Here is an 18754-nt window from a genome sequence, read left to right on the forward strand (position 1 = left end):
GGGGAAAGGCCATCCTGATGGCCGTCGGTATCGCGGTGACACTGGTGCTGGCGGCCGTCGCCTGGCCCACGCTGTGGCCGGTCCGCGCCGAGGCGCTCTGCGGGACCTTCCAGTCCCGGCAGGGCGGGACCGTCCGGATCGGGCCGGACCACGCCTTCACGGTCTCCGAGGAGGACGGATGGCACCCAGACAGGTGGCGCGGGACGAGCTGGCCGGATTGGCCCGGGCCGCGTTGGGGCGCGGTCGCCGCCTGGCCGAGGTGCACCGCATCGCCGGCGGCACCCGCAAGGGCGTCTACCGGCTGACGATGGACGACGCGACGACCGTCGTCGCGTACCTGTGGGAGGACTCGGAGAACTACTGGCCGGCGGCCGAGGGCGACGACGACCTCGCCGACCCGTTCTCGCCGGGCCTCGGGCTCGACCTGTTCGAGGCCGCGCACGCGCGGCTGGCGTCGCTGGGGCTGCGCGTCCCCGAGGTGCATCTCGTCGACCGCAGCCGCGCCCACTATCCCGCCGAGGTGGTCGTGCTGGAGGACCTCCCGGGCGAGAACCTGATGCAGCGGCTGGCCCGGGACCCGGTCGCCGCGGCGCCGACGGTGGCGCGGCTCGCCGAGGCGCTGGCCGAGCTGGGGCGGTACCGCGCGCCGACGTACGGCAAGGTGGCCGTGGTCGACGGCGGCGGCACGTCCCGGTGGCCTTCCTGCGAGGCGGCCGCGCTCGACTTCGGGCTCCGCTGTCTCGCCGAGGCCGCCGGACGCGACCGGCGGGTCGCCGACGCCCGCGCGGCGTTGGCGGACCGGCTGCGCGTCCTCGCCGCCGCGGTGCGGCCCCGCCAGCAGTACGCCGTGGTCCACGGCGAACTGGGGCTGGACCACGTGCTGATCGACCGCCACGGCGCGCCGGTGCTGATCGACATCGAGGACCTGCTCTACTTCGACGTCGAGTGGGAGCACGTGTTCCTGCGGATCCGCCTCGGCCCCGACTACGACCGGCTGGGGGTGGACGGGCTCGACCAGGACCGGCTCGCGCTCTACCTGCTCACCCAGCGGCTCTCGCTGACCGCCGGGCCGCTGCGGCTGCTCGACGGCGACTTCCCCGACCGGGAGTTCATGCGGGGGATCGCCGAGCACAACCTCACCCAGGCGCTGGCGCTGCTGCCCTGAGGGAAGCCTGACGCAGGTGGGTCGGCCGGCCATCCTCTCCTAGCCGACAGCACGGTCCGGGTCAATGCCGTCTGCGGGAAGGCGCAGCGGAGCTGACGCGGGAGCCGGGGTGCCCGCAATCATGCAAGGCGATCGTTCGTCGCCCGGCGGCCGTCCGTGCCGCCCGGGACACCCACGCTCGAAAGGTGCCAGGTGAACATTCGCCGCTCTCTTCCCGCAGTCCTGGCGGCGACCGGGCTCGCGGTCTCCGCGACGCTCACGGTCGCCGCACCGGCCCAGGCCGCCAACGGCTGCTCGGGAACGCTCGTCGAGGCCAGGTCGATCACCAACGGCAGCGGTACGAAGATCGGGGAGATCCAGCTCTACTGGGACGCGGCGCGGGGGAGGAACTGCGCCTCGACCGTGCACACGGGGTCCACCTGGGGCGTGTCCCTGTACACGCTGGTCGAGGTCTTCGTCTGCCCGACCGGGTCGCCCAGCTCGTGCAAGCAGGGCGCCGACGTGCCGAGCAAGCACGGGGACTACGTCTCCTACTACGTCTGGGAGGACAGCGTCCTCTCCTCGGGCCGGTGCGTCTGGGCGCGGGGCTGGATCGACACCGGCCCCACCACGTACATCGCGGCCACCACGCCCGGCCACTGCGGCTGACCTGACGATCTCGTACCCCGGACAGGACCTGGAGGAATCATGGACAGTGCCAGCAGCGGCGCGACCCGGATGGCCGCGGTGGCCCTGGCCGCCACCGCCGTCCTCGGGATCGCGGCCGAGCCCGTCTCCGCTTCGTCGTCGGTCGCGGCGGGCACCGGCGGCACCACGCTGACCACCTACTATCCGCCCACGAACTGCTCCACCAGTTGGAACTTCACCGACCGGTGGGGCCGTCGGGGCACCTTCAAGTGCAGCAGTCACGTCATGCTGATCAACTGGTGGGGCAGCGGGCGGTTGGAGTACTTCGGCGTCGCCCCCAACCGAACCATCTGGCACTCCTGGTCCACCAGCGGCTGGGTGGAGATGCCGAACAACGGTCGCGCCGACGACGTGGACGGCGTGCAGACCCCGAACTCGACCACGCGTTCGGTGTGGGTCTACGCCGCCGGCAGCGGCGTCTGGTCCAGCACGGACTACGGCGACGGCTACAGCTGGCGTGCCTGGAAGTTCCTCTTCTGAGTTTTCGGGCTCCCCGCGCCGGCCGGGTGCCGCAGCCGGCGCGGGGAGCCTCGTCACTGCAGGTGGAACCGCTCGTCCATGGCGAGGGCCGCGAGCTGCGGCACGGTGAACGGCAGGTCCACCAGCCCCTGCTGGGGGCGGTCGAAGGTCGGGGTCTGCGCCACGAAGGTGACCACCCCGTCCGGGTGCCGGTAGGCCGACCACTGCTCGAACCGCCGGTCGACGGTGGGCCGGACGACCACCCCGATCCGGGTGCCCCCCACGGTCACCACCTGGCAGTCGCCCTGCATCCCCCAGAACTGCCGGGTCAGCTCGCAGGGCTCCGTCGGCAGCCGGTTGCCGCGGGTGTACACCTCGACGAGTACCCGCCCGGTCCGGTCCTCCTTGCGGACCGCCGCCGACGACGTGTACCGCCACACGTCGACGCCCTGCACCTTGTCGTCGAACTCGGCCTGGCTGGTGCGCGGCGGGTTGTCGTCCGTCTGGCCGGCCGCGTTCTCCGGCACCGTGTAGCCGGCCGGCACCACCGCGATGATCTCGTCGAGCAGGCGGACCGCCTGGTCGTGCCGGGTGCCCGCCCTCGCCGTCCGGTCCTCCTGGGGGCGGCCGTCCGGCCCGGTCGGCCAGGGCTGGGCGGTGGCCTTGCCGGTCGGACCCGGAAGCGGCCCCGGCCCGGGGCCCGCCGGCTTCAGGCCACCGGTCCCGGCCCCCGTGGTGCCCGCCAGCGCCACCCCGGCGACCGTGAGCACCGCGACCGCCGATCCGGCGCAGGCCCATCCGGTACGCCGGCGGGCCCGGGTGCGCCGGGCGGAACCGAGCGCGTCGGCGGCGGCCAGCGGTGGCGGCGGTACGACGGCCGCCATCTCGTGGTGGAGCGCCTCGCGCAGCTCTTCCCCGTTCATCGTTCCCCCTTCTCGGTCGTGCTGTACGCGGGCAGCAGCAGGGTGCGGAGCGTCTCCAGACCACGGGCCGCCTGGCTCTTCACCGTCCCGGGCGAGCAGCGCAGCAGTGCGGCGGTCTCCTCGACCGACAGGTCCTCCCAGTAGCGGAGCACCAGGACCGCCCGTTGGCGGGGCGCCACCGTGGCGAGCGCCTGGAGCAGCACCAGCCGGTTCTCCGGCGACTCGGGTGGGCCGGGCCGGTCGGTGTCCGCCCCGCCCACCCGCTCCCGCCGCCACCAGCCGCGCCGTCGTTCGTCCAGGAAGGACCGGACCAGGATCTGCCGTACGTAGGCGTCGAGCACCTCGTGCCGGGAGACCCGGTTCCAGGCCAGGTAGAGCTTCGTGAAGGCGGTCTGCACCAGGTCCTCCGCCCGGTGCCAGTCGCCGCAGAGCAGGTACGCGGTGCCACGCATGGCGTCCGCCCTGGCCGAGAAGTACTCCGCGAACGCCGTGTCGCGATCGCTCATCCACGCCTCCGATCCCCGATTGCGAGATAGTCACGTGCGCTCACCTCCCGGAGGTTGCTCGGCGCTCCCGGATTTCTCGAAGACTCCGGCCGGCCTGCCGGGAACAACGACGGCCGGAGGCAAACCGGTGGGCCGACGACCCGGCAACTGTGATCATGATCCGATGGAGAGCCTGATCGAGCGGTTGGACGGCGTCGAGCGTGCCGAGACGGCCGTCGGCGTACCACTGGTCAGCGCGACCTTCCCGGCCGGCGAACACGACCGGGTCTGGCGGGCGCTACGCGCCGAGCATCCGCGTACCGGGCTCTGGCCGGTGCTCGGCTGGACGGCGGGCGACGCCGCCGAGGGCACGCACCACTGGTGCGGCCGGAGCCAGGGGCCCGCCGCGCTGGCCGCGCTGCGTCAGGTCGATGCGGCCGAGCGGGTGGCGCTGCTGGTCCGCTCCCAACTGGAGGAGCGGCTCTGCCCCGAGGATCCCTCCGACCCGCAGGTGACGGCGTGGCGGGAGGAGGAGTTCGCCGAGTCCGACCCGGTACGGGTCGCCGAGGTCACCGGCCCGCTCACCGACGTGCCGCCCGGGGTCCGGCGCGCCAGCACGGCGTACCCGCCCACGAAGGTGCTGCTGGTGCCGGCGGCGGCCGGTCACGAGGTGCTCGCGCTGGTGCCGGGACTGATGGCGATCATGAACAACTGGTCGGGTGGCCCGGCCCACCCGGACCTGCTGCACGACGACCACGTGCTGGTGCTGCGGCACTGGGAGAACGCCTGGGGCGCCGAGCTGTACCTGCCGGACTTCGTCGATCTGGAACTCGTGGTCACCCGGCCACCCCGGACCGCGCTGGCCGCCGCCACCTGCGCCGTCGAGCAGATGTCCTACTGCTACGACCTGGCGCAGACCCTGGGCGACGTCTACGCGGTCGCGCGCCGGCAGGCGCCCGCCGACCACTGGTCGTTCTGGTGGGACTGAATCAGTCGGCCGGCAGCGACCAGGTGCCGGCGAGCCGTGGCTCGGTCGCCCACCGGGCCCGGCCCTTCTCGTCCGGCCGTGGCCGCCAGTCGCGGTGCGGCAGGTAGGCCACCCGCCAGGAGACCACCCAGAAGACGTATCCCATGAAGAGCAGGAGCAGGACGTCCCGTCGCCGGTACGACACCCGGGGCGCGAACCAGGCGGTGAACGCCATCATGGGGAGCACTAGGGCGAGCCGGGCCAGCCATTCCGCTCCGGTCACCGCGTCGGCCAGCAGGTAGGTCCCGAAGCTGGCCAGTAGTACGACCGCGTCGATCATGGTCGCGTACAGGATGCGCCGGCCGTGGCTGCGCGGCTCCGTGTCGGTCACGGTCGACACCGTACGGCACCCGCGCCACCGGGGGAGGCCCCGCGACGGAGTGAGCCCGGCGGGCGCGGCGCGGGGCCGGCCCACCGGGCTCACTCCGGCAGGGAGGGAAAGGTCTACCGGGTGCGGCGCGGGTCGGCCGGGAAGGCTCCGGTCCGCTGCGTCGGCACGTCCGTCACCACGTACTCGGTCTCGGTGGTCGGGGTGGGCTCCTCGTCACCGTCCGCGCGGTGCTTGGCCAGGGCGGCGGCACCCGCCGCGGCCGCGCCGGCGACCGCCGCGCCGGCCGCCACGGCCTTGCCGGAGACGCCCGCCTTGCCGTCGTCACCGCGCGAGGCGGCGGCGTGCTCGACCCCGGGCGTGCCGAGGGTACGGCCCTCGTCGACCGTGCCGCGCCAGGCACCGGTCTCGGCACCCCGGCTCTCGATGTACGACTTGAACTTCTCCAGGTCGGCCTCGGCCCGCTTCTCCACGATGTGCAGCTTGTCGCCGGCCTTCTCGACCAGGCCCTCCGGCTCGTACTCCAGGGAGAGCCGGACCTGGGTCCGGTCGGTGCCGATCGGCTGGAAGTAGACCGCGCCCGCGTTGGTCGCGCCACTGGTGGCCGCCCAGGCCACCTTCCGGTCCGGCACCTGCTCCAGGACCTTGGCGTCCCACTCGCGCTTCACGCCGGCGATCTCGGCGACCCAGTGCATGCGCCGGTCGTCGAGCTGGCGCACCTCCTGCACCCCGCCCATGAACCGGGGGAACTCCTCGAACTGCGTCCACTGGTTGTACGCGGTGCTGACCGGCACGTCGACTTCGATGGACTTCTCGACCTTGGTGGCCATCGATCCTCCTTGTCGTCTTCTCGTCCGTGCCGGAATTCGTACCCCCGGAAATCGACCTCAACCACGACGACGGCCCGCGACCGGATGTTCCCGGTCGCGGGCCGCACGCACTCGTCCGGTGCCTCCCCCGCCAGCTCCGTGCCGAGCCGGTGGTCAGGCGGTGGTGCCGGAGTTGTTGATGGCGAACAGCACCAACAGGAACCAGATCACGCCGAGGACGGTGAAGACGTAGCTCAGGATGAGGCCCGCGGTGGCCAGGCCGTTGCCCTGCTCGCCGGTCTGCCGGATCTGCTTCTTGGCGATGTGGCCGAGGACGATGCCGGCCGGGGAGAAGATGAAGGCGAAGACCAGGGACAGGATCGCCATGACGTTGGTGCCCCGGACGGCGGGTGCCGCGCCGGCCCCCGGGTGGTGTTCGGCGTAGGACGGTTGCTGAGTCATCTGACCCTCCACAGTGCAGCGTTGCTCTTGAGGCCCCTTGATATCCCGCGTCCCACCTGCCGAAACATGCCGGCGGCCCCGGGTCGGTGGGGAGATGCCGGACGCATGGCGGGCGCATCGCGTTCGCATGGCGACCGCCGGCAGGCTGGGTCCTGTCGGCGCGGGAGCGAAGGGGGGAGGCCGGGATGCGACCGGTACTCAAGGACGTGGTCTGCGACCGGGTCGGTACGGAACTCCGGCTGAGCCTCGACCGCCGGGAGGACCTGCTGGTCGAGGACCCGGACGGGACGGTCGAGAAGCTGCTCACGCTGCTGCGGGAGGGCACCCGGACGGTGCCGGAGCTCGCCGCGGCGCTCGGTCTGCCGGCGGAGGACGTCGGGGACGCGCTCGCCGCGTTGGACAGCTACCGCCTCGTGGAGGACGCCGAGCGGCGGGGCCGCTTCGGGGCGGAGGAGCGCGAGCGCTACTTCAGCAACCTGGCCTTCTTCGAGCTGTTCGCCACCCTGGAGCGGGGCCGGGAGGACTTCCAGCGCCGGCTGCGCGACGCCCACGTGCTGGTGCTCGGCACCGGCGGGCTCAACTCGACCACCGTCCCGCACCTGTGTGGCCTGGGGATCGGCCGGCTCACCCTGCTCGACCGCGACGAGGTGGAGATCCGTAACTTCGCCCGCCAGTTCCTCTACCGGCGGGCCGACCTGGGAGCCCGAAAGGTGGCCCGCGCCGCCGCCTGGGTGCGTGCCTTCGACCCTGCGGTCGAGGTCGACCACGTGGACGCCGCGATCGGTGGTCCGCAGGACGTGGCCGACCTGCTCGACCGCTACCGGCCGGACGTGGTGATGTCCGGTGTGGACCAGCCGGTGGACATCGACGGGTGGGTCAACACCGCCTGCGTGGCGGCCAAGGTGCCGCTGGTCCGCGCCGGGATGCTGGAGTCGCAGGGCGTCGTCTGGTCGGTGGACCCGGGGGTGAGCGCCTGCTGGCGCTGCGCCCTGGACCCGGTGGAGCGGGCGGCGCCGGCGGAGCCGGTGGCCGTCGCGAACCGGGCCATCGGACCGGTGGTCGGGGTGCTCGGTTCGCTGGCCGCGTTCGAGGTGCTGCGCTACCTGACCCGCTTCGAGCCGCCCGCGTACGCCGGCCGGCCCGCCCTGGTCGACTTCGCCGCCGGCTGCGCCACCACCCAGGCCGAGTGGACCCTCGACCCGGACTGCCCGGTCTGTGCCGGCCACCGTACCTCCGGCGACACGGCGGAGCCAGAGCTGCCGTCGTCCGCGTGAGCGGTACGGCGGTGCCCATGTCCCGACGTCCACGAGGGAGGTGACGAGATGAAGATCGAGGTTCGCAAGGTGGAGAACACCCGCCTGACCACCCCGTGCTCCAACCGCATCCAGTGCTCGTGATCTGACCGGCGCACCCGACCGACCCGAACCCGCGACATCCGGAGGCAGGCATGACCACGCTCGATCTGGCACCGCTGGTGTCCCGGGCGGCCACTCTGGTCGTGGGCCGGGACGGGGAGGAGTGCGTCATTGGTCGGGCCGAGCTGGGTCGCTACCTGGCGGTACCGGAGCCCGGTGCCGTCTTCGTGGAGGCCCTGCGGTCCGGTGCCTCGCTGGCCGCCGCCACGGCGGCGGCCAGCGAGGCGGCCGGTGAGGAGGTGGACGGGGAGGACTTCATCCTGACGCTCGCCGAGGAAGGGCTCCTCGACGACGTCGACCCGGCCACGTCGACCGGGCGGCAGCGGGCGATCCGCTGGATCGAGGGGGTACGGCCCGAGACCGCCGCCCGCCTCTTCGGCCGGGTGGCCTGGGCCGGTTACCTGGCAGCGGCCCTCTTCTCGGTCGGCGTGCTGGTGGGCCGTCCGGAGCTGCGGCCCACCTTCGAGGCGGCCTGGTTCCTCGCCGACCCGGTGCTCTCGCTGCTGTGGAGCGGCGTGGTGCTGATGGTGCTCGACGCGCTGCACGAGATGTGGCACTGGCTGGCCGCGCGGGCGATCGGCGTACCGGCGGTGTTCCGGGTCAGCTACCGCAGCCTCTTCCTGGTCTTCGAGACCGACGTCTCGCAGATCGCCACGGTGCCCCGGCGGCGTCGTTACGGCGTCTTCCTCGCCGGCATGGCGTTCGAGGGAGTGGTGCTGGCCGTCGCGCTGGCCCTGCGGCTGCTCTACCGGGCGGACCTGGCCGGGGTGCCGCCCTGGCTCGACCGGGTGGCCGCCATGGTGGTCCTCGGTGTCTGCTTCTCGCTCGCCTGGCAGTGCGGGGCGGTGTTCCTGCGCTCCGACATGTACGCGGTGCTGGCCAACGCGTTGCGCTGCCACAACCTCTACCGGGCCACCTGGCTGACGGTGAAGGACCGGCTGGTCGGCCTGCGTGCCGGGGAGGCCGACGAATTCGCCGCGGTCGACCCGTACGAGCGTCGGGTCGCCGGCCGCTTCGCGGTCGGCTACCTGGTGGGCATGCTCGGGGTGACCTGGATGTTCCTCCAACTGACCGCGCCGGCCCTGCTGGCCATGGCGGTGTGGCTGGTGCACAACCTCGCCGAGGGCGACGTCGGCTCCGCCACCTTCTGGGAGTGCGTGGCCGCGGTCGGCTACCTGGTTGCGCTCTACGGTCTGCCACCGCTGCTGGCCCTCCGCGAACGCCGGCTGCGCCGGGAAGGACGACTCGCATGACCACCACCACCCGCCGACAGCGGCTGGCCTGGCGCGCCGCGGCCGTGGTCGCCCTCGCGGCGGCGCTCTGGGCCGCCGCCACGACCGGCCCGTTGGCGCTGCTGACCGGCACGGTCACCGGCTCGCGGGCCGCGGACCGGCCGGCGCCCTGCCTGCCCGGGCAGGCGGTACCGATCCTGGACAGCCCGCACATCACCCGCGCCCAGGCGCGTACCGCCCACTACGACTCCGACCCGCCGACCTCCGGCCCGCACTTCGCCTTCGCCGCGCCGCCCGGCGTGTACGAGAAGCCGGTGGAGGACGGGCTCACCGTGCACGCCTTGGAGCACGGGCACGTGGTCGTCCAGTACGGCTCGGCGGTGCCGGCCGACGAGGTGGAGGCGCTGCGCGACATCGCCCGGCAGTTCCCGGACCGGGTGCTGCTGGCTCCCCGGCCGGCGCTCGGCCGGGACGTCGCGTTGACCGCGTGGGGCCGGATCGACCGGTTCGACCGGCGCGACGAGCAGCGGGTGAACGACTTCATCCAGCGGCTCGGCGGCCGCTACGACCACCGCTGGACCCGCTCCGACGACTGTCCGTGAGCCGTCGGGTCGGGTGCGGCAGGCGCGCGGCCGAGGCGTACCACGAGCGGGGGGTGCGGACGCGGCGCGCCGCCGACGCCGCCGGCCGGAACGGCTCGGGGCCGGGCCGGTCCGTGGGCCGGTGGTCGAGGCGCGGGTCGGCGGTGAGGATGGCCTGTTCCAGCGCGCGGATCGACCGGCCGGGATCCAGCCCCTCCTCCTCGCGCAGGAGCTGCCGGAGCCGGCGGGCGACCAGCAGCGCGTCCGACTGGCGACCGCACCGGTAGAGCGCGATCATGCCCCGCCGGGCCAGCGACTCCCGCAGCGGGTGCGCCTCGATCGTGGCGCACAGCTCCGCCACCAGGTCGAGGTGCCGGCCGAGCGCCAGCTCCACGTCGACGAGCTGCTCGTACGTGGTCAGTCGCTGTTCGGCGAGGCCGGCCCGGACGGCGTCGGCGTAACCGGCGACCACCCCGTCCAGCGGGCGTCCCCGCCAGCAGGCCAGCGCCCGCCGGTACGCGCCGGCCGCCTCGGCCGGATCACCCCCGGCGAGCGCCGCCCGGGCGCTCGCGGTCTCCCGCCGGAAGGCGGTCAGGTCGATCCGGCTCTCCGGGGCCCGCAGCAGGTAACCCGGCGGCGCGGTGACGATCACCTCGTCCTGCCCGCAGTCGGCGAGCGCGCGGCGCAGCGCCGAGATGTCCGCCTGGACCTGGGACCGGGCGGTGGCCGGCGTGGAGCCGTCCCACAGCGCGTCGACCAGCTGATCGGTGGAGAGCACCCGGTTCGGGCAGGTGAGCAGGTAACCCAGCAGCGCCCGGGCACGCGGCCGGCCGAGCGGTACGGGCCGGTCGCCGAGCCGGGCCTCGACCGGCCCGAGGATGCCGAATGCCAGATCGTCGCCCATGCTGCCCCCCTGGTGATGGTGCCGGGCGCGCGGGCCCGGGCTTGCGGTCCGTGCCACCATCGACCGCTCCTGCTCCCCGGACCAGTCCGGCTGCGTGTTTACGCACCCCGCTTGACGCAGCCGGACCTGTCGGGGTTCGTCAGGAGTAGAGGGTGCGGGCGTACTGCGGGCCGTAGTGGCGCTCCAGGGCGGCCAGGTCGTCGGCGGGGGCCTCGACCTCCTTGACCAGCCGGGCCCGGGTGGGCAGGACGTCCGGCCGCCAGGTCTCCGGCCGCCACAGCTCGGAGCGGAGGAACGCCTTGGCGCAGTGGTAGAAGATCTGCTCGATGGTCACCTCGACGGCGAGCACCGGCCGGTGCCCCTGTACCCGCATGTCGTCGAACCACGGCGCGTCCCGCAGCAGCCGGGCCCGGCCGTTGATCCGCAGCGTGTCGGTGCGCCCGGGGATCAGGTAGAGCAGCCCCACGTGCGGGTTGGCCAGGATGTTGCGGTAGCCGTCGGCCCGCCGGTTGCCGGGCCGCTCCGGGATGGCGATGGTGGTCTCGTCCAGCACCAGGGTGAACCCGGGCGGGTCGCCCTTCGGCGAGACGTCGCAGCTGCCGTCCGCGCCGGCGGTGGCGACCAGGCAGAACGGCGACGCCGCCAGCCACTGCCGGTCCCGCTCGTGCAGCACCGGGCGGTCCTTGTTCGCCGCCCGCTGCCCCGGTACGCCGAGCAGCTCCCGCAGCTCCGCCTCGGTGGTGATCTCCGTACTCATGTCCGCCTCCCCCGTCCGTTGGCCAGCACGCCGATTCCGGCCCGCGAACGGCCGGTTTGCGCCATCGTCAGCCTAGGAGAGCGCGTCGAACGCGAGGTTTGCCCCCGGGAGCGCCGGGTACCGCCTCCCTCGCAGCGCGCCCGGAGGCGACCGACGGAGGCCGAGATGGAGAGCCGACTGAAGGTGCTCGGCCATCCCGTGCACCCCATGCTGGTGATGTTCCCGGTGGCCCTGCTGGTCACCGCCGTGATCTTCGACGTGATCGACACGGTCGGCGGGCCGGACCTGCTCGGCGAGGTCGCGTACTGGAACATCACCGTCGGCCTGATCGGCGGTCTGCTGGCCGCGGCGGCCGGCGCGGTCGACCTGCTCGCCATCCCCACCGGCACCCGCGCCAAGCGGGTCGGGCTCACCCACGCCGCCGCGAACATCGCGGTGATCCTGCTCTTCGCCGCGGTCTGGGTGGTACGGCTCAACGCCGACTCCCGGGCCGCCGGGGGCGCCCTGATCGCCATCGAGGTGGTCGCCGTGGCGATCCTCGGGCTGAGCGCCTGGCTCGGGGGCGAGCTGGTGGACCGGCTCGGCGTCGGGGTGGACCCGGAGCACGACCTGAACGCCCCGAGCTCGCTGCGTTCCCCCTCGGCGAACCAGCGGATCGGAGACGTGCGATGACGGAACAGAGCGGTGGACGGGGCTGGCGGGGCCGGCAGCAGGGCTGGGACCCGATGGGTGAACTCCAGTCGCTGCGCTCCGAACTCAGCCGGCTGGTCGGTGGCCGGGGAACCAACCCCGACGTGGAGCTGACCGAGGCCGGCGACGGCTGGGAGGTCGTGGTCCGGCTGCCCGGGGTGGCCCCGGAGGAGGTGGCCGTCGAGCTGGACGACCGGGAGCTGTGCGTCCGGGCCCGGTCGGAGGCCGAGGTCAACGCCGACCAGGGCATCCCCGGCGGCTTCGAGACCCGGGGCTTCGAGTACCGGGTGGACCTGCCGTCCCGGGTGGACCCGGACCGGATCGACGCGGTGATGGACCACGGCCTGCTCCGGGTCCGGCTGCCCCGGGCGTCCCGGCCCGCGCCGCGCACCATCACCGTCGGCCACACCGGCCCGCGCGCCGCCACCGGGGGTACGTCCCGGCTCGCCGACCCGGCCGCCGACCGCGAGCTGCACCACCCGGACACCACCGTCGACGAGATCGACCGGCCGTAGGAGCCCCGTGACCAGCCTTCCCGTGCTCGGTCCGGTCGGTGGGCGGGTGCCGGACGTCGAGCGGATCGCCGTGCTGCGGGCGAACGCGCTCGGCGACTTCATCTTCACCCTGCCGGCGCTGGAGTCGCTGCGGGCCGCGTACCCGGGGGCCGAGATCGTGCTGCTCGGCGCGCCGTGGCACGCGGCGTTCCTGCGCGACCGGCCGGGTCCGGTGGACCGGGTGCTGGTGGTGCCGCCGGCACCCGGGATCCGCGAGCCCGGGCCGGACGAGGAGCCGGCCGCGATGGCGGACTTCCTCGCCGCGGCCCGGCGGGAACGCTTCGACCTGGCGCTGCAACTGCACGGCGGCGGGGCCAACTCCAACCCGGTCGTCGGCGGGCTCGGCGCCCGGGTCACCGCCGGCCTGCGGGCCGAGGACGCGCCGCCGCTGGACCGCTGGATCCGGTACGTCTACTACCAGCACGAGGTGATCCGATACCTGGAGGCCGTCGCGCTGGTCGGGGCGCCCGCCGTGACGATCACCCCGGCGCTGGCGGTGACCGACGCCGACCGGGCCGAGGCCCGCGCGGTGCTCGGCGAGCCGACCCGGCCCCGGGTGGCGCTGCACCCGGGCGCCACCGACACCCGGCGGCGCTGGCCGCCGGAACGCTTCGGCGCGGTGGCCCGCGCGCTGGCCGGTGACGGGTACGAGGTGCTGGTCACGGGCACCCCCGCCGAGCAGGAGACCGTCGACGCGGTGGTCGCGGCGGCCGGCGTACCGGTCCGGCCGCAGGTCGGCACGCTCGGGCTGGGCGCGCTGGCCGCCTGCTACGCCGGCTGCGCGCTGCTCGTCTCCAACGACAGCGGGCCGCTGCACCTGGCCGGCGCGGTCGGCACCCCGACCGTCGGGGTCTACTGGATCGGCAACCTGATCAACGGTGCGACGCCGCTGCGTGCCCGGCACCGGCCGATCGCCTCGTGGACCACCAACTGCCCGGTCTGCGGCGTGGACTGCACCCGCGACATCTACCCGCACCGCCCCGGCGACGACCCGTGCCCGCACCGCGACTCGTTCGTCGCCGACGTCCCCGAGATCGAGGTGGTCGAGGCGGCCCGCGAACTGCTCGGGGGGTGACGCCGGCTCAGGCCGGCTGCGGGGTGTCGGAGGGCTGGTCGACGAGGACCACCTCCCACGCCTCGACGTCACGCTCGGTGACCGTGGTCGGCGACTCCAGGTGGTACGCCCCGCTGGGCAGGACTCCTGCGCCGCCGTGCCGCTCCAGCACCGCGAGCTGCGCGGCGACGTCCTCGCCCTGGTGCCGCTCGTGCAGCCGCCGCCAGAACTCGAAGCCGCCCGCGTCGACCAGCTTGGCCCGGTCGTAGAGCACACAACCACCGATCCAGGAGACCTTGTACGCCCGCCAGGCCCCGGCCGGCAGCCGCAGCTTCTCGGTGACGTGCAGCAGGTTCGCCGCCGGGTGGATGCTGGCGCGCTGCCACTGCGGGGTGTCCGGCCGGATCCGTTCCGGCACCGGCCGGCCCGACCACTCCTCGTAGTGCCCGTGTGTCTCCGGCCGCACGTCGTCGGCGTACGACAGGCCGTGCACGGCGTTGCCCACGAAGCCGCAGCCCAGTTCCCGGATCGCGGTGACCAGCCGGGACAGCGTGCCCGGTTCCAGCCAGACGTCGTCGTCGAGGCAGAGCACGTACCGGGCCGTCGACCGGTCCAGCAGGTACGCGCGGTGCTCGGCCAGGCCGCGCCGGGGCAGTCGCCGGGTCAGCAGCACCGGGTGGCCCCGGTGACGCAACGCCCGCACCATGGTGGCCGCCGCCGGGTGCGCGTACGCCGGCTCGCCGTCGGACTGGTCGCTGACCACCACCCCGAAATCGGGTACGCCCTCCTGCGCGGCCAGCCCGGAGAGGGTGACCGCCAGCTCGGCCGGGCGGTTGCGGGTGGGGATCAGCACGTCGAGCTGCCGGGGACGGCGGAACGCCTCCGGGGTGCCCGGGTCGAGCGGCCGGTTCACGCCGGCCTGCCGGTTTCCTCGCCGACCGGCGGGGCGACCGACTGGGCCCGGATCCGGTCGATGATCGCCGAGGTGGAGCGGTCCGGCACGTAACCGAGGGTGCGGACCTGGCCGCCGAGGCGGCGCACCAGCGGCGCCTCCGGCACCATTTCGGGCGGGTAGTCGCCGCCCTTGACGTAGACGTCCGGCCGGACCGCCTCGATCAGCTCGGCCGGGGAGTCCTGCTCGAAGACCACCACGTGGTCGACGCACTCCAGCGCGGCGAGCAGCGCGGCCCGGTCCTCGACCGGGTTGACCGGCCGGTCCGGCCCCTTCAGCCGGCGTACGCTGCCGTCCGAGTTGACCGCCACGACCAGCAGGTCGCCGAGCGCCCGGGCCTGGGTCAGGTAGCGGACGTGCCCGGGGTGCAGCACGTCGAAGCAGCCGTTGGTGAAGACGATGGACCGGCCCGCCCGGCGGTGTTCGGCGACGATCGAGGCCAGCTCGTCCGCGTCGACCAGGGTCGGGTGGTCGTGCTCCGCCGCCCCGCCGCCGAGCGCCGCCAGCAGGTCCTCCCGCCGGCAGACGCAGGTCCCGGTGTCGGAGACGGTGATGGTGGCGGCGAGCTGCGCCAGCTGGGCGGCGGTCGGCAGGTTCGCCGACGCGGCGAGTGCCAGCGTCATCGCGGCCAGGTACGCGTCCCCGGCGCCCACCGCGTGGCTGGCCGGGACCGGGGTGCTGTGGCTGCGCCGGGGCTCGCCCTCGGGCCCGCCCACCACCGCGCCCTCGGTGTCCAGGGTCACCGCGACCACGTCCGCGCCGGTGTGCGCGCGCAGCTCGGCCAGGCGGGACTCCGCGAGCACCGCCCGGTCCACGCCCTCGCCGGCGGCGGTGTTCACGGTCACCCCGGTGCCGGTCACGCTGAGCCCGTCCAGGGTGAGCGCCACCCGCTCCTCGCCGGGAGTGGGCTCGCCCGTCGGTCCGGTGGCCGTACCCCGCCCGCCGGTGGCCGGCGCGCCGGACGCCGGGTGCGGACTGCCGCGTTCGCCGGCTCCGCCCGGGGCCGCGCCGACCATCATCTCCGACGGCCCGTCGGCCGGGTCGGCGTGCTCCAGGTGCAGGTCGGAGTGGCCGCCGGTGCGGGGCGCCGTGTTGAAGCCGGCCGCCGCGCGGGCCAGCAGCCGGGTCGCCTCGGCGAAGCTCGGGGTCACCACGGTCGGGTTCAGGCCCCGCCAGTCGGCCAGGTCGTGCGCGTCGAGGGCCACCGTCGCGTACCGGTCCCGGTTGGCCACCAGCCAGGCGCGGACCGGCGCGGGCAGCGCGCCCAGGCCGTAGTCGCAGACGACCAGGGTGAGCGGCTGCCCCGCGGCGACGGCCCGCAGCTCCTCGGTCGCGCAGTGCAGCGCGGTGAGCAGGCGGGCCACCCCGTCGTCGTCGAGCGCGTCCTCCGGGTCGCCGGAGTCCTCGCGCAGCAGGATCTGGTTGCCGGCGAGCATCCGCCGCTTCACCGGGGTCGGCCGGCCGGTCTGGTTGACCGTGCGGTCCCAGACGGCGGCCCGGTCCAGGCAGTCGTGCAGTTCGTCGCCGGCCACGTCGGCGCCGACCGGGGCCACCAGCGCGGCCCGGCCGCCCAGCGCGGCGACGTTCACCGCCGTGTTCGCCGCGCCACCGGCGGCGGAGATCCGGCGACGCAGGGTCAGGACCGGTGCCGGGGCCTCCCGGCAGAGCCGCTCGGACTCCGCGAACCGCCACTCGTCGAGCATGGCGTCGCCGACGACCAGCACGGGACGCCCCTGCCAGTCCGCCACCACAGTGGCGAGCCGGCGCTCTTCCGCTGCTGCTCCTGCCATGCCCCTCCGGGTCCCCCCGGGGAGACCGACCAAACCTGGCCGGGTGCGGGCCAGGCCACCCCGGTCGTCCCGTTTCGGGTGGTCGCCCCCGGGAAGGGGAGCAGGTACACCCCGGAGAGGAGCACCACCATGGCAGCGACACTGCAGGGCAAGCGGATCGCCTTCCTGGCCACGGACGGCGTCGAGGAGGTCGAGTACACCAAGCCCCGCGAGGCGGTGGAGAAGGCCGGCGCGCGGGTCGAGCTGGTCTCGTTGGAGCCCGGTGAGATCCAGGCCTTCAACCACCTCGACCAGGGCGGCAGGTTCCCGGTCGACGTGACCGCGAAGGAGGCGGACGCCGGCGCGTACGACGCGCTGGTGCTGCCGGGCGGCGTGGCCAACCCGGACTTCCTGCGGACCGACCCGGAGGCGGTCCGGTTCGTGAAGTCGTTCTTCGACGCCGGAAAGCCGGTCGGGGTGATCTGCCACGGCCCGTGGACGCTGGTCGAGGCGGGCGTGGTCCGGGGCCGCCGGATGACCTCCTGGCCGAGCCTGCGCACCGATCTGACGAACGCCGGCGCGAACTGGGTCGACGAGGAGGTCGTCACCGACAACGGCCTGGTCAGCAGCCGGAAGCCGGACGACCTGCCGGCGTTCTGCGCGAAGATCGTCGAGGAGTTCGCCGAGGGCCGGCACTGACCGACGGAACAGCGACGGAACAGCGGCGGCGGGGGCGGCACGGCCTCCGCCGCCGCTTCGTGCCGGCAGGCATGATTCGTGTGGGGCGGGAAAGAAGGCGGGATGACTGCCCAGGCCCACGGTCGTCCCGTGCTGCACGCCCGCCAGATCCGCCTGCTGATGTTCGGCCTGATGACCGGGATGCTGCTGGCCGCGCTGGACCAGACGATCGTCGGTACGGCGCTGCCCACGATCGTCGGCGAGCTGGGCGGGATCGACCACTACTCGTGGGTGGTCACCGCGTACCTGCTCGCCTCGACCGCCTCCACCCCGCTGTACGGCAAGATGGCCGACCTGTACGGGCGTCGCCCGGTCTTCCTCTTCTCGATCGGCACGTTCCTGCTCGGCTCGCTGCTGGCCGGCCTGTCGCAGGACATGACCCAGCTGATCCTCACCCGGGGCGTGCAGGGCCTGGGCGCGGGCGGGCTGATGACGCTGGCGTTCACCATCATCTCGGACGTGGTGTCGCCCCGGGACCGGGGCCGCTACCAGGGGCTCTTCGGCGCGGTCTTCGGCCTCTCCTCGGTGGCCGGCCCGCTGGTCGGCGGCTACTTCGCGGAGACGAACTGGCGCTGGATCTTCTATATCAACGTGCCGCTGGCCATCCTGGCGATCGTGGTCTGCTACCACGTGATGCGGTTGATCCCGTTCCAGCGGCGCGAGCACGCCATCGACTGGCTGGGCGCGGCCCTGCTGGTGGCCGGGGTGAGCTGCCTGCTGCTGGCGCTGAGCTGGGGCGGCAACTCGTACGCCTGGGGTTCCGGGGTGATCATCGGGCTCTTCGTGGCCGGCGCGGTGCTGGGCGTGCTCTTCGTGCTCCAGGAGGCCCGGGTACGCGAGCCGATCCTGCCGCTGCGGCTGTTCCGCAGCGCCACCTTCGCGCTGGCCAACTCGGCCGGCTTCGTGCTCGGTCTGGTGATGTTCGGGTCGATCATCTTCATCCCGCTCTACCTCCAGATCGTCAAGGGCGCGTCGCCCACCCGCAGCGGTCTGCTGATGCTGCCGATGATGGCCGGCATCATCGTCACCTCGGTGCTCACCGGCCGGGCGATGAGCCGGATCGGGCGGTACAAGTGGTTCCCGGTGGCCGGGTCGGCGGTGCTGGTCGCCGGCATGCTGCTCTTCCGGCAGCTCCAGGTGGGCACCTCGCTCTGGGCGGCGTTCGGCTACATGGTGGTGATCGGGGTCGGGCTGGGCCTGTGCATGCAGTCGCTGATCCTGGCGGTGCAGAACGCGGTGGACGTACGCGACCTGGGCGCGGGCACCTCGTCGGCGACGTTCTTCCGGTCGCTGGGCGGCTCGTTCGGCGTGGCGATCCTCGGGGCCGTGCTGTCCTCGCAGCTCAGCAGCCAGCTCGCCGAGCGGCTGCCGGGGGCGATCGCGCAGCTCCCGCCGGAACAGCGGGCCGCCGTGGCGGCGAGTGGTGGCAGCAACATCTCGATCAACGACCCGGCGACCATCCTGGCCCTGCCCGCCCCGGTGCGCGCCGCCATCCAGGCCTCGTTCGTGGAGTCGCTGCACCTGGTCTTCCTGACCACCGGGCTGGTCGCCATCCTGGCCGTACTGGTCACCCTGGCGCTGCCCAACCACCAGCTCCGCGGTGCGGGCCCGCAGGGTGCGACCGGTGGCGCGGACCCGCTCGGCGGGAAGGCGGCGGCTCCCGGCGGCAAGCCGCTGAGCGGGGAGTCGAAGGAGGAGGCCGCCGCCGAGATGGAGGCGAAGTCCCAGACGATGCTCTGACCGCACCGGTCCGATCATGTAAC

20 protein-coding genes and 1 pseudogene are annotated in these 18754 nt (G+C 73.8%); 12 read left to right on the forward strand and 9 right to left on the reverse strand.

The window, feature by feature from the left end; all coding sequences use genetic code 11:
- Nucleotides 1-178: 178 nt before the first annotated feature.
- The 3 genes from GA0070611_RS24650 to GA0070611_RS24660 all read left to right on the forward strand — a co-directional run bounded on the left by GA0070611_RS24650 (nt 179) and on the right by GA0070611_RS24660 (nt 2332).
- Nucleotides 179-1165, forward strand: a complete 987-nt coding sequence (locus GA0070611_RS24650; protein ID WP_197675788.1) for a phosphotransferase — start codon at nt 179-181, stop codon at nt 1163-1165.
- Between the two features lie 192 nt (nt 1166-1357).
- Complete coding sequence (locus tag GA0070611_RS24655; protein ID WP_091668902.1) at nt 1358-1813, forward strand: hypothetical protein; 456 nt, start codon at nt 1358-1360, stop codon at nt 1811-1813.
- Nucleotides 1814-1852: 39 nt separating this feature from the next.
- Complete coding sequence (locus GA0070611_RS24660; RefSeq protein WP_091668906.1) at nt 1853-2332, forward strand: hypothetical protein; 480 nt, start codon at nt 1853-1855, stop codon at nt 2330-2332.
- A gap of 53 nt (nt 2333-2385) precedes the next feature.
- Here the strand turns inward: GA0070611_RS24660 and GA0070611_RS24665 are convergent, their stop codons facing one another.
- On the reverse strand, nt 2386-3234 hold the full coding sequence (locus tag GA0070611_RS24665) for a hypothetical protein (RefSeq protein ID WP_091668910.1): 849 nt from the start codon (nt 3232-3234) through the stop codon (nt 2386-2388).
- Nucleotides 3231-3740 (reverse strand): SigE family RNA polymerase sigma factor, encoded by a 510-nt coding sequence (locus GA0070611_RS24670; protein WP_091668915.1) that lies wholly within the window; start codon nt 3738-3740, stop codon nt 3231-3233. The genes GA0070611_RS24665 and GA0070611_RS24670 overlap by 4 nt, the downstream gene beginning before the upstream one ends.
- Before the next feature lie 163 nt (nt 3741-3903).
- Between GA0070611_RS24670 and GA0070611_RS24675 the strand changes: the two genes are divergently transcribed.
- A complete protein-coding gene (locus GA0070611_RS24675) occupies nt 3904-4707 on the forward strand; it encodes a DUF4253 domain-containing protein (RefSeq protein ID WP_091668920.1) in 804 nt (267 codons plus the stop codon).
- A gap of 1 nt (nt 4708) precedes the next feature.
- On the opposite strand, the gene GA0070611_RS24680 is transcribed toward GA0070611_RS24675, so the two are convergent.
- The 3 genes and pseudogenes from GA0070611_RS24680 to GA0070611_RS32045 all read right to left on the reverse strand — a co-directional run bounded on the left by GA0070611_RS24680 (nt 4709) and on the right by GA0070611_RS32045 (nt 6345).
- Nucleotides 4709-5077, reverse strand: coding sequence for a hypothetical protein (locus tag GA0070611_RS24680; protein WP_157740384.1), 369 nt, complete (start codon nt 5075-5077; stop codon nt 4709-4711).
- Between the two features lie 377 nt (nt 5078-5454).
- A pseudogene (locus GA0070611_RS32040) lies at nt 5455-5904 on the reverse strand (SRPBCC family protein); the annotation flags it as partial.
- 153 nt (nt 5905-6057) lie between these two features.
- Nucleotides 6058-6345 (reverse strand): DUF4190 domain-containing protein, encoded by a 288-nt coding sequence (locus tag GA0070611_RS32045; RefSeq protein WP_407940388.1) that lies wholly within the window; start codon nt 6343-6345, stop codon nt 6058-6060.
- Nucleotides 6346-6530: 185 nt separating this feature from the next.
- Between GA0070611_RS32045 and GA0070611_RS24695 the strand changes: the two genes are divergently transcribed.
- The 3 genes from GA0070611_RS24695 to GA0070611_RS24705 all read left to right on the forward strand — a co-directional run bounded on the left by GA0070611_RS24695 (nt 6531) and on the right by GA0070611_RS24705 (nt 9594).
- The gene (locus GA0070611_RS24695) at nt 6531-7619 is read left to right on the forward strand and encodes a ThiF family adenylyltransferase (RefSeq protein WP_091668934.1); all 1089 of its coding nucleotides are present in this window, start codon (nt 6531-6533) and stop codon (nt 7617-7619) included.
- Between the two features lie 173 nt (nt 7620-7792).
- Nucleotides 7793-9013, forward strand: a complete 1221-nt coding sequence (locus GA0070611_RS24700; protein ID WP_091668937.1) for a hypothetical protein — start codon at nt 7793-7795, stop codon at nt 9011-9013.
- The gene (locus tag GA0070611_RS24705; RefSeq protein ID WP_091668942.1) at nt 9010-9594 is read left to right on the forward strand and encodes a DUF3105 domain-containing protein; all 585 of its coding nucleotides are present in this window, start codon (nt 9010-9012) and stop codon (nt 9592-9594) included. Before GA0070611_RS24700 ends, GA0070611_RS24705 begins: the two co-directional genes overlap by 4 nt.
- Here the strand turns inward: GA0070611_RS24705 and GA0070611_RS24710 are convergent.
- Together GA0070611_RS24710 and GA0070611_RS24715 are read right to left on the reverse strand one after the other, a co-directional pair.
- Nucleotides 9533-10477, reverse strand: coding sequence for an AfsR/SARP family transcriptional regulator (locus GA0070611_RS24710; protein ID WP_167604468.1), 945 nt, complete (start codon nt 10475-10477; stop codon nt 9533-9535). The genes GA0070611_RS24705 and GA0070611_RS24710 overlap by 62 nt on opposite strands.
- A gap of 139 nt (nt 10478-10616) precedes the next feature.
- A complete protein-coding gene (locus tag GA0070611_RS24715; protein ID WP_091668950.1) occupies nt 10617-11234 on the reverse strand; it encodes a pyridoxamine 5'-phosphate oxidase family protein in 618 nt (205 codons plus the stop codon).
- Nucleotides 11235-11399: 165 nt separating this feature from the next.
- On the opposite strand from GA0070611_RS24715, the gene GA0070611_RS24720 reads away from it, so the two are divergent.
- Genes GA0070611_RS24720 through GA0070611_RS24730 form a run of 3 tightly spaced genes read left to right on the forward strand, consistent with a single transcriptional unit; the run spans nt 11400 to nt 13553 of the window.
- On the forward strand, nt 11400-11906 hold the full coding sequence (locus GA0070611_RS24720; protein ID WP_091668953.1) for a DUF2231 domain-containing protein: 507 nt from the start codon (nt 11400-11402) through the stop codon (nt 11904-11906).
- Complete coding sequence (locus GA0070611_RS24725; protein ID WP_091668958.1) at nt 11903-12439, forward strand: Hsp20/alpha crystallin family protein; 537 nt, start codon at nt 11903-11905, stop codon at nt 12437-12439. Before GA0070611_RS24720 ends, GA0070611_RS24725 begins: the two co-directional genes overlap by 4 nt.
- A gap of 7 nt (nt 12440-12446) precedes the next feature.
- Nucleotides 12447-13553: a glycosyltransferase family 9 protein gene (locus GA0070611_RS24730; protein ID WP_091668962.1), complete on the forward strand. Its 1107-nt coding sequence runs from the start codon at nt 12447-12449 to the stop codon at nt 13551-13553.
- Nucleotides 13554-13560: 7 nt separating this feature from the next.
- On the opposite strand, the gene GA0070611_RS24735 is transcribed toward GA0070611_RS24730, so the two are convergent.
- Together GA0070611_RS24735 and rfaE2 are read right to left on the reverse strand one after the other, a co-directional pair.
- On the reverse strand, nt 13561-14445 hold the full coding sequence (locus GA0070611_RS24735) for a glycosyltransferase (RefSeq protein WP_091668966.1): 885 nt from the start codon (nt 14443-14445) through the stop codon (nt 13561-13563).
- A complete protein-coding gene (gene rfaE2, locus GA0070611_RS24740; protein ID WP_091668971.1) occupies nt 14442-16274 on the reverse strand; it encodes a D-glycero-beta-D-manno-heptose 1-phosphate adenylyltransferase in 1833 nt (610 codons plus the stop codon). The genes GA0070611_RS24735 and rfaE2 overlap by 4 nt, the downstream gene beginning before the upstream one ends.
- Nucleotides 16275-16403: 129 nt before the next feature.
- Here rfaE2 and GA0070611_RS24745 point away from each other — a divergent pair, with 129 nt between their 5' ends.
- Both GA0070611_RS24745 and GA0070611_RS24750 read left to right on the forward strand, forming a co-directional pair.
- The gene (locus GA0070611_RS24745; RefSeq protein ID WP_091668974.1) at nt 16404-16952 is read left to right on the forward strand and encodes a type 1 glutamine amidotransferase domain-containing protein; all 549 of its coding nucleotides are present in this window, start codon (nt 16404-16406) and stop codon (nt 16950-16952) included.
- Between the two features lie 102 nt (nt 16953-17054).
- Nucleotides 17055-18731 carry an MDR family MFS transporter gene (locus tag GA0070611_RS24750; protein WP_091668977.1) on the forward strand — a complete coding sequence of 559 codons (1677 nt, stop codon included), beginning with the start codon at nt 17055-17057 and terminating at the stop codon, nt 18729-18731.
- Nucleotides 18732-18754: the final 23 nt, after the last annotated feature.

The organism is Micromonospora auratinigra, assembly GCF_900089595.1.
Taxonomy (GTDB): domain Bacteria; phylum Actinomycetota; class Actinomycetes; order Mycobacteriales; family Micromonosporaceae; genus Micromonospora; species Micromonospora auratinigra.

What these genes read in the sequence shown, in the direction of transcription:
- GA0070611_RS24705 (WP_091668942.1), top strand. Translation starts at nt 9,010, where the DNA reads ATGACCACCACCACCCGCCGACAGCGGCTGGCCTGGCGCGCCGCGGCC.
- GA0070611_RS24695 (WP_091668934.1), top strand. Translation starts at nt 6,531, where the DNA reads ATGCGACCGGTACTCAAGGACGTGGTCTGCGACCGGGTCGGTACGGAA.
- rfaE2 (WP_091668971.1), bottom strand. Translation starts at nt 16,274, where the DNA reads ATGGCAGGAGCAGCAGCGGAAGAGCGCCGGCTCGCCACTGTGGTGGCG.
- GA0070611_RS24725 (WP_091668958.1), top strand. Translation starts at nt 11,903, where the DNA reads ATGACGGAACAGAGCGGTGGACGGGGCTGGCGGGGCCGGCAGCAGGGC.
- GA0070611_RS24665 (WP_091668910.1), bottom strand. Translation starts at nt 3,234, where the DNA reads ATGAACGGGGAAGAGCTGCGCGAGGCGCTCCACCACGAGATGGCGGCC.
- GA0070611_RS24660 (WP_091668906.1), top strand. Translation starts at nt 1,853, where the DNA reads ATGGACAGTGCCAGCAGCGGCGCGACCCGGATGGCCGCGGTGGCCCTG.
- GA0070611_RS24720 (WP_091668953.1), top strand. Translation starts at nt 11,400, where the DNA reads ATGGAGAGCCGACTGAAGGTGCTCGGCCATCCCGTGCACCCCATGCTG.
- GA0070611_RS24745 (WP_091668974.1), top strand. Translation starts at nt 16,404, where the DNA reads ATGGCAGCGACACTGCAGGGCAAGCGGATCGCCTTCCTGGCCACGGAC.
- GA0070611_RS24710 (WP_167604468.1), bottom strand. Translation starts at nt 10,477, where the DNA reads ATGGGCGACGATCTGGCATTCGGCATCCTCGGGCCGGTCGAGGCCCGG.
- GA0070611_RS24670 (WP_091668915.1), bottom strand. Translation starts at nt 3,740, where the DNA reads ATGAGCGATCGCGACACGGCGTTCGCGGAGTACTTCTCGGCCAGGGCG.
- GA0070611_RS24700 (WP_091668937.1), top strand. Translation starts at nt 7,793, where the DNA reads ATGACCACGCTCGATCTGGCACCGCTGGTGTCCCGGGCGGCCACTCTG.
- GA0070611_RS24715 (WP_091668950.1), bottom strand. Translation starts at nt 11,234, where the DNA reads ATGAGTACGGAGATCACCACCGAGGCGGAGCTGCGGGAGCTGCTCGGC.
- GA0070611_RS24750 (WP_091668977.1), top strand. Translation starts at nt 17,055, where the DNA reads ATGACTGCCCAGGCCCACGGTCGTCCCGTGCTGCACGCCCGCCAGATC.
- GA0070611_RS24650 (WP_197675788.1), top strand. Translation starts at nt 179, where the DNA reads ATGGCACCCAGACAGGTGGCGCGGGACGAGCTGGCCGGATTGGCCCGG.
- GA0070611_RS32045 (WP_407940388.1), bottom strand. Translation starts at nt 6,345, where the DNA reads ATGACTCAGCAACCGTCCTACGCCGAACACCACCCGGGGGCCGGCGCG.
- GA0070611_RS24675 (WP_091668920.1), top strand. Translation starts at nt 3,904, where the DNA reads ATGGAGAGCCTGATCGAGCGGTTGGACGGCGTCGAGCGTGCCGAGACG.